Annotated in this window: 13 protein-coding genes and 2 riboswitches; of the genes, 4 read left to right on the top strand and 9 right to left on the bottom strand. The window is 45.2% G+C overall.

From position 1 onward, the window contains the following. The first annotated feature begins 179 nt into the window (after window positions 1-179). Window positions 180-923, top strand: coding sequence for a type I methionyl aminopeptidase (gene map, locus B5X77_RS09640; RefSeq protein ID WP_079507690.1), 744 nt, complete (start codon window positions 180-182; stop codon window positions 921-923). A 113-nt stretch (window positions 924-1,036) separates the two neighbouring features. On the opposite strand, the gene cysI is transcribed toward map, so the two are convergent. The 9 genes from cysI to B5X77_RS23700 all read right to left on the bottom strand — a co-directional run bounded on the left by cysI (window position 1,037) and on the right by B5X77_RS23700 (window position 10,059). Further along, window positions 1,037-2,755 carry an assimilatory sulfite reductase (NADPH) hemoprotein subunit gene (cysI, locus tag B5X77_RS09635; RefSeq protein WP_079507460.1) on the bottom strand — a complete coding sequence of 573 codons (1,719 nt, stop codon included), beginning with the start codon at window positions 2,753-2,755 and terminating at the stop codon, window positions 1,037-1,039. A gap of 27 nt (window positions 2,756-2,782) precedes the next feature. Further along, complete coding sequence (locus B5X77_RS09630; RefSeq protein ID WP_079507458.1) at window positions 2,783-4,594, bottom strand: assimilatory sulfite reductase (NADPH) flavoprotein subunit; 1,812 nt, start codon at window positions 4,592-4,594, stop codon at window positions 2,783-2,785. A 148-nt stretch (window positions 4,595-4,742) separates the two neighbouring features. Further along, window positions 4,743-5,465 carry a sirohydrochlorin chelatase gene (locus tag B5X77_RS09625; RefSeq protein ID WP_079507456.1) on the bottom strand — a complete coding sequence of 241 codons (723 nt, stop codon included), beginning with the start codon at window positions 5,463-5,465 and terminating at the stop codon, window positions 4,743-4,745. Between the two features lie 22 nt (window positions 5,466-5,487). Continuing rightward, on the bottom strand, window positions 5,488-6,264 hold the full coding sequence (gene cobA, locus B5X77_RS09620) for a uroporphyrinogen-III C-methyltransferase (RefSeq protein ID WP_079507454.1): 777 nt from the start codon (window positions 6,262-6,264) through the stop codon (window positions 5,488-5,490). Window positions 6,265-6,279: 15 nt separating this feature from the next. Further along, window positions 6,280-6,891 carry an adenylyl-sulfate kinase gene (gene cysC / locus B5X77_RS09615; RefSeq protein ID WP_079507452.1) on the bottom strand — a complete coding sequence of 204 codons (612 nt, stop codon included), beginning with the start codon at window positions 6,889-6,891 and terminating at the stop codon, window positions 6,280-6,282. Between the two features lie 12 nt (window positions 6,892-6,903). Next, window positions 6,904-8,052 carry a sulfate adenylyltransferase gene (gene sat / locus B5X77_RS09610; RefSeq protein WP_079507450.1) on the bottom strand — a complete coding sequence of 383 codons (1,149 nt, stop codon included), beginning with the start codon at window positions 8,050-8,052 and terminating at the stop codon, window positions 6,904-6,906. Between the two features lie 16 nt (window positions 8,053-8,068). After that, on the bottom strand, window positions 8,069-9,139 hold the full coding sequence (locus B5X77_RS09605) for an inorganic phosphate transporter (RefSeq protein ID WP_079507448.1): 1,071 nt from the start codon (window positions 9,137-9,139) through the stop codon (window positions 8,069-8,071). Between the two features lie 15 nt (window positions 9,140-9,154). Further along, the gene (locus B5X77_RS09600) at window positions 9,155-9,871 is read right to left on the bottom strand and encodes a phosphoadenylyl-sulfate reductase (protein WP_079507446.1); all 717 of its coding nucleotides are present in this window, start codon (window positions 9,869-9,871) and stop codon (window positions 9,155-9,157) included. Window positions 9,872-9,948: 77 nt separating this feature from the next. Continuing rightward, complete coding sequence (locus tag B5X77_RS23700; RefSeq protein ID WP_257391780.1) at window positions 9,949-10,059, bottom strand: YezD family protein; 111 nt, start codon at window positions 10,057-10,059, stop codon at window positions 9,949-9,951. Between the two features lie 844 nt (window positions 10,060-10,903). After that, window positions 10,904-11,007, top strand: a riboswitch (SAM riboswitch). 92 nt (window positions 11,008-11,099) lie between these two features. Continuing rightward, window positions 11,100-11,203: riboswitch (SAM riboswitch) on the top strand. 88 nt (window positions 11,204-11,291) lie between these two features. Between B5X77_RS23700 and B5X77_RS09590 the strand changes: the two genes are divergently transcribed. From B5X77_RS09590 to B5X77_RS09580, 3 genes are read left to right on the top strand one after another with little or no spacing between them, the layout of a single operon-like run. Continuing rightward, the gene (locus tag B5X77_RS09590) at window positions 11,292-12,323 is read left to right on the top strand and encodes a methionine ABC transporter ATP-binding protein (protein ID WP_079507442.1); all 1,032 of its coding nucleotides are present in this window, start codon (window positions 11,292-11,294) and stop codon (window positions 12,321-12,323) included. Next, on the top strand, window positions 12,313-12,963 hold the full coding sequence (locus B5X77_RS09585) for a methionine ABC transporter permease (protein WP_079507440.1): 651 nt from the start codon (window positions 12,313-12,315) through the stop codon (window positions 12,961-12,963). The genes B5X77_RS09590 and B5X77_RS09585 overlap by 11 nt, the downstream gene beginning before the upstream one ends. A 16-nt stretch (window positions 12,964-12,979) precedes the next feature. Beyond that, window positions 12,980-13,816: a MetQ/NlpA family ABC transporter substrate-binding protein gene (locus B5X77_RS09580; protein ID WP_079507688.1), complete on the top strand. Its 837-nt coding sequence runs from the start codon at window positions 12,980-12,982 to the stop codon at window positions 13,814-13,816. Window positions 13,817-13,912 lie beyond the last annotated feature (96 nt).

Raw genomic sequence — 13,912 nt, 5'->3', positions numbered from 1 at the left:
ATTTTGTTTTACGGCTGAGAATATTGATATTGTCATGTTGTTATCGTTTTCAAGAATTGGAATAGGTGTATGATTTAATCAATCCACCCTATCCTCAAACCTAAAGGATGGATTTTCATATTCAAAAAGGATAATCTAATCGTAGAGTTTTTAATTCGATGTTTGGAAAGGAACATATCATGATTGCAAAAACAGAAGAAGATTTTAACGGATTGAAGGAAATTGGCAGAATCGTTGCCTTGATACGTGAGGAATTGGTGCAAAAGACCGTTCCAGGCATTACAACTAAGGAACTTGATGAAATAGCTGGCGCTTTATTTGAGCAGCATGGCGCGATTTCCGCTCCTAAGGGTGAATATAATTTTCCGGGATATACTTGCATAAGTGTTAATGAGGAAGTGGCCCATGGCATTCCAGGGACCCGTGTAATCAAAGAAGGCGATATCGTTAATATCGACGTTTCGGGTTCGAAGAATGGTTATTTTGCCGATACAGGCATATCCATTGTCGTTGGCGAAGGCGATCCGATTTTAACCAAGGTATGTGAAACAGCTGTAGAGGCCTTTGAAGCAGGACTGAAAAAAGCAAAGCCTGGTTCAAAGAAAAGCGGACTTGGAAAGGCCGTTATCGCGACTGCCAGGAAAAACGGACTGACAGTGATCAAAAACCTCACAGGACATGGGATTGGCCGTACGATTCATGAGGCGCCTGACCATATCTACAATTACCATGAACCATGGGATGACGAGCTTTTAAAAGAAGGAATGGTCATCGCTTTTGAACCATTCATTTCAACTCGGGAGGAAGAAGTTTTCCAAAATGAAAATGACGAGTGGACTTATGTAACAGAAAACAGCTTTGTTGCACAATGTGAGCATACCATCATCCTTACCAAAAACGGTCCGATTGTCATTACTTTATAGTTAAAAACACGTCCAGTAAGATATCATGAAAAAGCCGCGGCATATAGCCGCGGCTTTTCCTATTTCAATACTTTGTTATGCACATCAAAAATTCCTGTTCCAGTCCTGCGCTTTCAGTCATGAAAATTCGTTCCGTCTGTGACTGCTTCCACGATGCCTGCACGGACGGTAAAGTCACCGAAGTGCTCACCTGCGAACCGCTCCTTCGCATAGCGTGTTAAAAGAATCTGTAATTCACGGAGAATTTCCTCTTCACCTATATTTTCACGGTACATTTTGCTTAGCCTGCTGCCATCAAAGGCTGCGCCGAGATACATATTGTATTTGCCGGGTGCTTTGCCGATAAAGGCAATCTCTCCAAGGGTATGGCGGGCACAGCCATTCGGGCATCCGGTCATCCGGATGGTAATCTCTTCATCCCTCAGTCCATTTTGATCGACAATCTCATCAATTTTATCGATGAGACGGGGCAAATAGCGCTCTGCTTCGGCCATCGCCAGTCCACATGTCGGCAGGGCAACGCATGCCATTGAATTCCTCCGCAGGGCCGAAACATACTTTCCATCTGTAAGGCCGAATTGTTCAATCAGATTTTCAATTTCTTTCTTTTTCCTGCTGGATACATTGGCGATGATGAGGTTCTGGTTAGGCGTCAATCGGAATTCACCTGTGTGTACTTTAGCAATTTCACGCAAACCTGTTTTAAGTTGGTATCCCTCATAATCAGCTACCCGGCCGCCCTCAACAAACAAGGTAAAATGCCAGTTCCCTTGAACGCCTTCCACCCAGCCATATCGGTCGCCATTATTGTCGAATTTATACGGTTTTGCTGCCTCCAGGGAATATCCCAGCCGGTTTTCGAGTTCGGTCTTGACTGTTTCCAGACCGAGTCGATCCACCGTATATTTAAAGCGGGCGTTTTTGCGTTCCGAACGGTTTCCATAGTCCCGCTGTATTGTAATCACTTTTTCCGCCACAGAATAAATTTGCTCAGGTGTGCAAAAGCCGATGATCTTTCCAAGTTGGGGATATGTTGCTTTATCCCCGTGCGTCATGCCCATACCTCCGCCGATTGTTACATTGAAGCCCGTCAGCTTGCCGTCTTCCACGATTGCAATGAAGCCCAGGTCCTGCGAAAAAACATCCACATCATTTGATGGAGGAACTGCAATTCCAATTTTGAACTTCCGTGGCAGGTAAGTGGGGCCGTACATCGGTTCAACTGCTTCCGTGTCTGGTGTAAACGCGACCTTTTCACCGTCGAGCCATAATTCATGGTACGCAGTGGTTTTCGGCAGCAAATCATCGCTCAGCCGTTTTGACCATTCAAATACTTCTGCATGAATGTCCGACTGGTAAGGGTTCGAGTTGCACATTACGTTACGATTTACATCACCGCATGCAGCAATTGTATCCAAAAGGGAGGCATGGATTTCCTGGACTGTGCTTTTCATATTCCATTTTAAAATCCCATGCATCTGGAACGTTTGCCGGGTTGTCAGTTTTAAAGTACCGTTACCATATCTCTCGGAGAGATCATCCAATGTAAGCCATTGTGCAGGCGACGCAACCCCGCCAGGCAGCCGGACCCGAAGCATGAACTGGTAAGCAGGCTCCAGCTTCTGCTTTTGCCGCTCATTGCGAAGATCCCTGTCATCCTGCAGATAGCTGCCATGGAACTTCATCAGGCGGTTATCATCCTCATTAATCCCTGCACTAATCGGTTCAATCATCGATTCCGCAAGCGTTCCCCGCAGATAATTGCTTTCTTCCTTTATTCGCTCCACATCACTGGGCGGGCCGGAAGGGGCTTTTAAGGTTTGTTTTTCCATGTTGTACTTCTCCTTTCTTGGCAAAGATCAATAAACATCTCTTTGATATCGTTTCTGCTGCTGCAAGTCAGCCAGGTAGGCTTCTGCTTGCTCAAGAGGCATGCTTCCCTCTGTTTGGATGATTTTTATAAAAGTCTTCTGGACATCATGGGCCATGTTTTTCTCATCACCGCAAATGTAAACCACCGCTCCTTCTTCAAGCCATCTAAACAGCTCTTTGCTGTTTTCAAGCATACGGTGCTGGACATATACCTTTTCTGTTGTATCTCGAGAAAATGCCACATCCATTTTGGTCAGGACTCCCTGTTTCATCCATCTCTGCCATTCGGTTTGATAAAGGAAATCAGTCACAAAATGCTGGTCACCGAAGAAAAGCCATGATTTCCCCTGAGTTCCCGATTCTTCACGCTCTTGCATGAAGGCGCGAAACGGAGCAACTCCCGTCCCCGGGCCAACCATGATAATTGGTGTTTCAGGATCTTCCGGCAACTTGAAATTGTCATTTTGCTGAATAAAAACGGATAAAGTATCTCCAGCGTTAATTCGCTCAGCGCATAAAGTGGAGCAGACACCTTTCCTTTCCCGTTCATGTGTCTCATACCTGACTGTACCGATTGTCAGATGCACTTCATCTGGATTGGCAGCAAGGCTGCTCGCAATCGAATATAGACGGGGTGGAATTTTCCGTAAAACTGAAACAAATTCCTCGGCAGAATTTCCCCAGACGCCAAAATCACGGACCAAATCAAGCAGATCCCGCCCATATAAATAGGAGTTCAGTTTTTCTTTATTGTCTGGGGCTGCAAGATCATGCAATTCCTGGTTTGCGGTCAGTTTTGCTGCTTTTTCCAACAGCGGCTTGGTCAAAACCGTTATTTCAAAATAAGTGGTTAATGCCTCTTTTAAAGTAAGAGACTCTCCTTGTTTATTGACTGTCACCTTTATTTCAGGATCCCATGTCAGAGTGTCAAGAAGTTCAGCGACAAGCGCTGGATCGTTATCAGGATAAATCCCGAGGCTGTCACCCGGCTTGTATGTGAGGCCAGAGTCCTCAAGCGATAACTCAATATGGCGTGTTTCTTTATTGGAGCCGCGTCCATTTAAATTGATATTTTCCAGTACTTCAGCTTTGAACGGGTTTGTCCGGGAGTATGCCGATTCGGCCACTTCTAGCGTGGCAGCTGCTTGCCCGCGGACACTTTCTCCACCCAATTCATTCAAAGAATTAAGAATCCCATCAATCCACTCCGCTGCCGGCTCATCAAAATCAACATCGCAGTCAACACGCGGGTATATTCGGGTGGCGCCCAATTCTTCCAGCCTGACATCAAATTCTTTCCCTGTCTGGCAAAAGAATTCATACGAGCTGTCACCCAGGGAAAGTACCGAATAGTTGACTCCCTCGAGCTTGGGTGCACGCCTTCCATTGAGAAATTCGTGGAAAGACAGGGCATTATCAGGGGGATCTCCTTCCCCATGGGTACTGACTAAAATAAGCAGGTTTTCGACCTTCTTTAAAGCATTAGTTTTAAAATCGCTCATCGAAGAAACCACAACTTTAAAACCGTTTCCTTCAAGCGCTTTGCCTGCCTTTTTTGCAAGAGACTGTGTGTTGCCAGTCTGTGACCCATAAAGAATCGTCACTTCCCTGGAACGAGCAGGCGCAGCCGCTGTCGGATTTTCCTGGCCTTCAGCGGCCCCGTCTGCTGCGGCAGATTGTACGGCTGCGAAGTATCCGCTAAGCCATAGTTTTTGTGCTTCTGACAATGTCGGCAACAGCCTGTTTAGCAGTTCGGTCTGCTCCTGATTGAACGGGCTGTTTGTAACCTTAAGCTGCAAAAAAATCACCTCGGAAAATTTAAAATTATAGCGTGCAGTTCATAATGCGTAATTAGAGCCTGTTGAAAAAGGGAAATCTCGTTCTGCGAACCCAATAGGATTCCCCTCTTTAATGAAATGCTGGGTTTGTTCCCCTCATAAGCAATGTTCATTCGAACGCCCGGGCAATGACCATATCTTCAATAATCTGGTGGCTGCTTAAAGGGGAGGTATGTATAATTTCCCGTCCCTGCCTTTTAAGCCGTGAAACCTTTCGATCTATTTCTGCCATAAGAAGCCCGGAGAATAATAGATAAGGTACGACGATCACTCTGCCTCCGTCTTCCTCGGTAATTGCTTCCAGCCCATCATCCAAAGCCGGTTTAGCTGCCGCAAGATAGCATACTGCTGCATGGCCAATACCAAGCCGTGCCTTAAGTCCTTCAGCAATTGCCGAAAAGTCAGCTTGGATTGCCGGATCACTGCTCCCCCTTCCGACTATCAATAATCGATCCATAGGGTCCACTCCGTCTGCGATGGCAGATACTAGCTCCGCAACTCCGTCAAGGATGCTCCCCTGTACGCCAAATGGATCCTTCACAGCTATGTTAATTTGCGGATATTTTTCCTGTAAGGAACCCAGCACCATAGGGATATCTTTTTTGATATGCCCTGCTGCCAGCAGAAACAGAGGAACAACTGTGATTTCTGTCGCTCCTCTTTCCACACAGCGCGCGAAGCCTTCCGCAATCAATGGATCGGTGAGTTCCAGGAAGCTGATCTCCTGAATGGGAACATCAATCCGGTCCATGACTCTCTGTATGAAGGCTTTTGCTTCGCATGCTCCCTTTTTGGAACGGGTGCCATGCCCAATATAAAGAATAGCCTTCATGGATATGTCCTCCTTTAAGTGCTTACCCGTGGACAACCGGCAGATTGGGGGCAATTTCTTCCTGAACCCAGTTCAATTTATCGTGCAGGCGTACAACTTCCCCGATTACGATCATGCTTGGGTTTGAAATCTCTGACTCTCTCACCTTTTCTTCAATAGTCTCAAGAGTTCCCACGACGCTTTTCTGGTCACTTAAAGTACCCCAATGAATAAGAGCAATTGGAGTTTGCGGGGATTTTCCGAACTCGATTAATTGCTTCACAATGGTTGAAAGATGCGACACACCCATATAGACACAAATAGTATCAACTGCCTTTGCCAGATGGGACCATTGGTGTTCAGCAGCAACGTCACCTGCCTGATGGCCGGTAATAAAGGCGAAGCTTTTGCTCAAGGTGCGATGTGTGACTGGAATGCCTGCATAGGCTGAAGCGGCAATGCCGGATGTTATGCCCGGGACAACCTCAAATTGGACATCGTTCTTCCGGCATTCCTCGGCTTCTTCCCCACCTCGTCCGAAGACAAATGGATCGCCGCCTTTCAAGCGGACAACCTGTAGCCCTTTTTTGGCATATTTTACGAGGAAGTGATTGATGGTTTCCTGTTTCATAGTGTGATAGTTTGGCAATTTCCCGCAATAAACCAATTTAGCGCCTTCTTTTGCATGCTTCAATAATTCGGGATTGATAAGCCGGTCATAAAGGATGACATCAGCTTTTTGCAGACACCTTAATCCTTTTACCGTTATCAAATCGGGATCACCGGGACCCGCACCTACTAAATAAACCTTGCCATCCATAGCTTCACATCCTTTCTACTGCTGTGGGTTTAGTATGTTTTTCGATTGGAGGTACCCAAGTATTTCTGTGACGGCTTCATCTACAGACAGAAGGTCAGAGCGAATCGTAATTTCCGGATCTGCCGGTTCCTCATATGGAGAATTGATGCCTGTAAAATCCTTGATTTCACCCCTTCTTGCTTTCGCATAAAGCTGCTTGGGGTCACGCCGTTCACACTCCTCCAGAGGACAGCTGACGAAAACTTCGATAAACTCTCCTTCTTCAAACAGGGCGCGAACCTGATCACGGTCTGTCTTGAAGGGGGAAATGAACGCAGTCGTCACAATAGCCCCGCTATCAATAAACAATTTTGCTACCTCTCCGATCCGCCTGATGTTCTCTGTCCGGTCATGATCCGAAAAGCCCAGGTCGCGATTAAGGCCATGGCGGATATTATCGCCATCGAGGACATATTCATTGAAACCCCTTCGGAACAATTCACCTGATACAGCATTGGCAATCGAAGATTTTCCTGATCCGGACAGCCCGGTAAACCATAATACACAGCTTCCATGTCCGTTTTTGGCACGCCGGTCTTGTTTATTTACAGTGGCAGTATGCCAAGTAATATTCGTTGCCTTCGTCATTGTGTATCCTCCTTATGCATGGCTTTTTTCCTTCATCCCTTCAATCAGCACTTCGACTACCTCTTTCCGGCTGAAAGTGGATGGCGGCAGTGTTCCGGAGCGGAGCAATTCCCTCACTTTTGTACCAGAGAGAATGACCCGGTCCTCCTTGCTGTGCGGGCATGTTTTATCAGAAGCCATCCCTTCGCATTTATTGCAGTAAAAGCTATGTTCGAAGAAAAGAGGCTTTATGCCAAGCTCCTCTTCCTTGAATTCACTGAAAATAAGCTGTGCATCATAGGTTCCGTAATAATTCCCCACACCGGCATGGTCACGTCCGACAATGAAGTGAGTGCAGCCAAAGTTTTTACGGGCGATGGCATGAAAAATTGCTTCCCTTGGCCCTGCATAGCGCATGGCAGCAGGATAAACACCGAGGTGGACACGCTTTTCCGGATAATAGTTATCCAGCAAAACTTTATAGCTTTTCAGACGGATATCTGCAGGTATATCATCAGACTTCGTTTCGCCGACTAGAGGGTTGACGAAAAGGCCATCGACTGTTTCCAGGGCTGCCTTTTGAATGTATTCATGTGCCCTGTGAATTGGATTTCTTGTTTGGAACCCAACGACTGTTTTCCAGCCTTTCTCTTCAAACAATGCTCGTGTTTCCTTAGGCTCCAGCCACACATCTCCGAATACGCCTTTCTCAGACTTCTTCACAAGAATGACCTTTCCGGCAACGTAGACCTGCCCTCTTTCGTAAAGCCTTCTCACTCCCGGATGGGCAATCTCCTGCGTTTTATACACCTCAAGAGCCTCTCTGTCCAAATCTGGCTCAAACCATTCAGAGACTTCAATGACCCCGTAAACCTCATTGTCAAATACAAGCTTGATTTCTTCTCCGGCAACAAGTGTTTCAGCAGTTTCCCTGGACACAGGAAGTGTCACGGGAATTGACCACACAGTGCCATCTGACAGACGCATTCTTTCAACTACAGATTGATAGTCTTCCTTTCCCAGGAACCCTGTCAGCGGGCTGAACAGCCCAATACCGATCAATTCAAGGTCACTTAAGGCAATCGCATCGATTTCAAGTTCTTTTTTGATATGAGTCAGCTCATAGGATGGGTCAAAGGCCTGAATCAGCTTTCCCCCATGTGGTTTTGGCAAAGATGACAAGATAATCAACCTTTCTTTACTTTATTTTTAATGTCTCCTGCTGTACTTTGATCTGCCGATTCTGCCCCTTCATCAAAGAGAGAACTCCGAAAACGGAAATGACCACTCCTGCCATGGCGACGATCGGGTAACCATTATGCTCAATGATTAATTGGATAAGCGTATAAGTCAGGATCATCGACAGGACGGGTGAAACAATCCAAATCGTCAGCATACGGACAACAATATCCTTTTTTAAAACCTTTAGTCCTTCCTTCGTAAATCCAATCCCGATAATAGAAGAAGTGGTAATTTGCGTAAGCGGGACAGGGATCCCAAACAACGATGCCAGGACTACGATGGTGGCACCGGTACCGGAGATAATACAGCCCTCTTCCAGGCGGAGCTTCGTAATTTTCTTTCCATTTGTTTCGAGGACACGCCTTCCGAACAGGAGAACACCAAATCCGACGAACAGGCCTCCCCAGAAAATCCCATTGCCGGTTGATAAAATGCCTGCACCGACCAGCGGGCCAACCGCATTAGCCACATTGTTCATTCCGGCAGAAAAGGCTTCGAAAAGTCCCATAAACACGACCAGGATTGATAGGATTGGGGCAGCTTTCGGTGCCTCTACCCAGTTTTTAACGCGTTTTTGTTTTAGAAAATTGGAAGCGATAATCGCTAGTACAAAGGCAATTATTGGTGTGACGAGCCAGAAAGACATAATCCAGAAAAGCTTGCCTGCGAATACAGATTGGTAGACAAGCCCTGCACCCACGACGGACCCAACAGCTACTTCACTAGTTGACAGGGGGATGCCGAAAATATTTGCCAAAAATAACGACAAAGCTGCAGACGCGATAACGATCAAGGCTATTTGTGCAGTAAAAGTGCTCTCTGGAACAATCCCGCTCCCAATCGTTTTAACTACCTCGCCGCCGCCAAGCCAGGCCCCCAAAAAGACAGCGATACTGCACAGCAGCAATCCCAATCCTTTTTTGACGACCCCTGAACCGTAAGAAATCCCCATGGAAGCGGCTGCTCCGCTCCCACCTATGTTCATGGCAAAAAATAGTCCAAGAAGAATGGCTATGGTAGTAAGCAATGTACTATGCCTCCTTTAGCGGACATGCAGCCCGCACTCCGTTTTTCCACTCCCTGACCAACGGCCAGCACGTGAATCTCCTGCAGAATTGACAGGCTTGGTACATGGAAAACAGCCAATGCTTGGGTACTGTTGATCATGTAAGACATTGTATGGGAGATCATTGTCGCGGATATATTTCCAGACATCATCCCAACTCCAATGAATCAATGGACAAATTTTGATATTCTTGAACTTCTCATCCTTGTTGATAAATTCAGTATTCGCCCTTGTAGGTGACTGTTCCCGGCGCAGGCCAGATATCCATGCTTGTTTTGCTGTCAACGTTCTTTGCAAAGGAATGACCTTGCGGATATTGCAGCATTGGTTGGGGTCCCTGAGCCAAAGTGCAGAACCATATTGCGCTGCCTGTTCATCAAGACTCATCTCTGGTTCCTTTTTCTCAATCCTCAAATCCGGATAGCGCGCCTGGATTTGGTTTATGACCTCATAGGTCTCTGGAAAGTGCAGCCCTGTATCCAAAAAGACTATATGAGCATCTTTTTTAATTTTCCGGATGATATCTATCAAGACAATTGCTTCTGCTCCGAAGCTGGAAGCATAGACAATCTCCTCTTCTGGATAACTGTTATACGCCCATTCCAGTACAGAACGAGCCCCTTTAATCTCATCATCGTAAGTAAAATCCCCGGAAATTTGATTCCACTTTTCAAAAGTCACAGCAGATGTCATCACTTCAATCCTCCCATTTCAATAAAAAAAGGCAGTCTCCCATCAGGAATTGATGGAGACCGCCTCTAGTTTTCTAGTCAGCGATTTTTATTTGATTGGAGACGAACCTTTTCATTTTTCTCAATTTGGACAATCCTGCCATCCTGGACAACCAATGTGATTGATCCAAACTTTAATGTTTCCAACATGTTTTCGAGAACTTTATAGAGTTCTTCCTTCTCCTCTGTTTTCAAGCGGCTCCGCCCCCCTAAATGAAAATCTGCCCAGGAATGCATTGCTATTATGCGAATTAATGGATTTCTTGATGGCAAGAAAACGTTAAAAGGAATTTTTTATTTGGGCAGTTGGCTTTCGTTGGATTAAATCCTACCATGCAGATAGGATTAATGCAAATTAAATTTTTCAATTTTTTAAAATCCTTACTTTAGTTCTATGTTAGGTGCTTAATAGGAAAATAAATGAAGACTAGCTAATTATTTTGGGCTCCTTCAATCTGATACTAGCTGCATAATAGTATTTAAGAATAGGTTTCTTTCCATCAGCGAATTTTAATATATTTGATCTTTCAGTAGTTCCTTGTATAAACCATTTTTGTTACTTTGTCACATGTGCCTTTTTTCATGTAAGAACTCTAAATACTCCTCGTATATGTCATTAAAAACGTCTTTCAATATCACGTATTTATTTAGCCAGCCGGGCTACCCCCCTCTGCGGAAGCACTGATAAGCAGTTTTCGGCGGGCAAGGCACGCGGCTGCAATAATCAAAGAGGCATCCCTGTAACCGGCATGTTCCATTTCTAATCGTAAATTTCCTACATATATGAACGGACTTTAAGAGTAATTTATTCGCCTTTCTTGTCTGTAGTTCAGATAACTTTGCAAACTTTCCGCAACGGCCTACCTATTAATTTATCATCTAATCCAATTTTCCCATTTTCCATTTTCTCAAAATTAATTCCATAAAATGATTGACACACTCTCTGCGACACAGTAAAGTAATAAACAAGATTTACAACTCAATATTCGTTACTTTCTTATCAAGAGAGGTTGAGGGACTGGCCCTATGACACCTCGGCAGCGGACTCCTTTGGAGGACTGTGCCAAATCCAGCAAGCAATAGCTTGACAGATAAGAAGAGGCTGACCTTTTTATTTAATGTCCTCTTCTTTCTGAAGGGGACTTTTTGTTTTTCAAAAATATCTCCACCTACAATTCCATATCGATACTTTCTTATCAAGAGAGGCGGAGGGACTGGCCCTATGAAGCCTCGGCAGCGGACTCACATGGAGGACTGTGCCAAATCCAGCAAGCAATAGCTTGGGAGATAAGAAGAGATGTTGTCCAGTATTCATTGTGGCATGACCTCTTCCTGTTTCCGGGAAGAGGTTTTTTTTATGCATCTATAAAGGAGGAAAACAGTTGATTACGTTTGAGAAAGTAGAAAAGGTTTATGAAAGCCGCGGGAACAAGGTAGCGGCACTAAATGGGATTGATCTGGAAATCAAAGAAGGAGAGATATTTGGAGTGATTGGTTTTAGCGGCGCAGGAAAAAGTTCCCTGATCCGCTGTGTGAATCTATTGGAAAAGCCAACATCCGGGCGGGTGATTGTGGATGGCTGTGACATGACTTCCCTTTCAGTAAAAGAGGTCCGGGAGATTAAAAGGAATATCGGGATGGTATTCCAGCATTTCAATCTCTTAAACTCTAAGACAGTATTTGAAAATGTCGCAATGCCTCTCATTCTTGGAAAGGTTCCGAAGCCGAAAATAAAAGAACGCGTCCATCAGCTTCTCGACTTTGTCGGTCTTGCTGATAAGGCAGATAATTATCCAGACCAGCTTTCAGGCGGCCAGAAGCAGCGGATCGGCATTGCCAGGGCACTGGCAACACAGCCGAAGATCCTGCTTTGTGATGAAGCGACTTCTGCCCTTGACCCGCAGACGACAAGTTCGATTCTTCAGCTTCTGAAAAAGATCAACAAAGAGTACAACATTACGATTTTGATTATCACACATGAAATGTCGGTCATCAGGGAGATTTGTGACAAGGTTGCTGTCATCGAGGATGGAAGAATCATCGAGGAAGGCACTGTCTTTGAAGTCTTCTCTGCTCCTAAAACAGTAACAGCAAGGAATTTTGTCAGTACCATCATGAATGACAATATTCCGGATTCCGTCAGAAGAATCATTGAGGGACATTCAGGACTGCAAAAGGTATTCCGTATCAACTTCGTCGGTAAATCAGCAGGCGAACCGCTGCTTTCACAGCTGTCAAAGAAGTTTGATATCCATGTCAACGTTCTGTTCGGCAATATTACCGAGCTTCAGGGAATTCCATTCGGGAATTTGATTGTGGAGTTCCAGGGCAGTGATAAAGAAATTATAAAGGCTCTTAATTTTATTCAGCAGCAAAAAGTCAACATAAAGGAAGTGACCGCACATGCTAGTTAATTCGGAACAAATCATTCAAGCATTAATTGAAACACTGCAAATGGTTGCGTTCTCCCTGATATTTTCAGCCGTCCTGGGAGTTCCGCTGGGAATTGCGCTTGTTGTCACCAGAAAAGGCCACCTGCTTGAAAACGCACCTGTCTTCAATGTACTTAACAGTGTCATCAATATATTCCGCTCGGTACCCTTTATTATTCTGCTGGTGGCAATCATCCCGCTGACCCGGCTGATTGTCGGCACATCGATTGGAACGGCAGCGGCAGTCGTTCCGCTTGTCTTCTATGCTGGACCGTATATTGCCAGATTGGTAGAGAATTCTTTGCTGGAAGTTGATCCCGGAGTTATAGAGGCAGCGGAATCAATGGGAGCCACTCCCTGGCAGATTGTTTTCAAATTCATTCTGCCAGAAGCGATGAGCTCACTGATCCTTGCTTTTACAATCGCGACTGTTGGATTGATTGGTGCATCTGCAATGGCCGGGGCAATCGGCGGCGGCGGCCTGGGCGACCTGGCCATTACATATGGGTATCAGCGGTTTGATACCCAGACAATGTTCATCACTGTCGGCATCTTGATTGTAATGGTACAGGGACTTCAATCACTTGGAAATATATCAGCAAAAAAAATCAGAAGAAGATAACCAGGAGGAAACCAAAATGAAAAAAATCCTATTAGCATTAATCGTACTTAGTCTCGCAGTAATCAGCACAGCATGCTCAAGCTCTTCATCATCAGCTAAAAGCGGAGAAACCGTCAAAGTGAAACTTGGTGTCAGCGGAACAGATCACCGAGTCTGGGATTTTGTCGCCAAAAAGGCAGAAAAAGAAGGAATTGAAGTCGAAATCGTCACTTTCTCTGATTATGTCCAACCGAACCTTGCCCTTGCAGAAGGTGAATTGGATGCAAACTCATTCCAGACCGTTTCCTATTTTGACGCATTTATCAAGGAACATAATCTTGACCTTGTACCAATCGCAACAACACAAATTGCACCAATGGGTATTTATTCAGATAAATACAAAGACGTGAAAGACATCCCAGAAGGCGGCAAGATCGCCCTTGCAAATGAAGCTACGAACATGGGAAGAGGACTTCTTTTACTGCAGGAAGCGGGATTGATCAAACTTGAAGAAGGCTTTGACGGAGTTGGTTCTTTAGATAAAGTCGTTGAAAATCCAAAGAACCTTGAACTTGTAACGCTGGTAGCTGGCCAGACTCCAAGGGTAATGCCGGATGTAGCAGCTTCCATCATCAACAATGGAATCGCGGTTGACGCGGGACTCACACCAAAGAAGGATGCAATCTTCCTTGAGAGTGCGACAGCCACACCGTATATCAACATCATCGCAGTCCGCGAAGAAGATAAGGACAATAAAACGTTGAAAAAGTTAGCGGAACTTTATCAACAGGATGACACCAAAGAATTCATCGAGAAAGAATATAAAGGAAATACAATTCCTACATTTGTGCCTCTTAGTGAAATTGGATGGTAAGGCATAATTAAATTTTAAGTTGCTGAAGTGAGGAAGGCAGGCCTATTATCCCTGCCCCTTTCGTCTAATTCAAAATTGATCTAAGGAGGAATAAGG

It is taken from the genome of Mesobacillus jeotgali, assembly GCF_900166585.1.
GTDB classification, from domain to species: Bacteria; Bacillota; Bacilli; order Bacillales; family Cytobacillaceae; genus Mesobacillus; species Mesobacillus jeotgali_A.
This window is presented reverse-complemented; position numbering and strand designations above follow the sequence as displayed.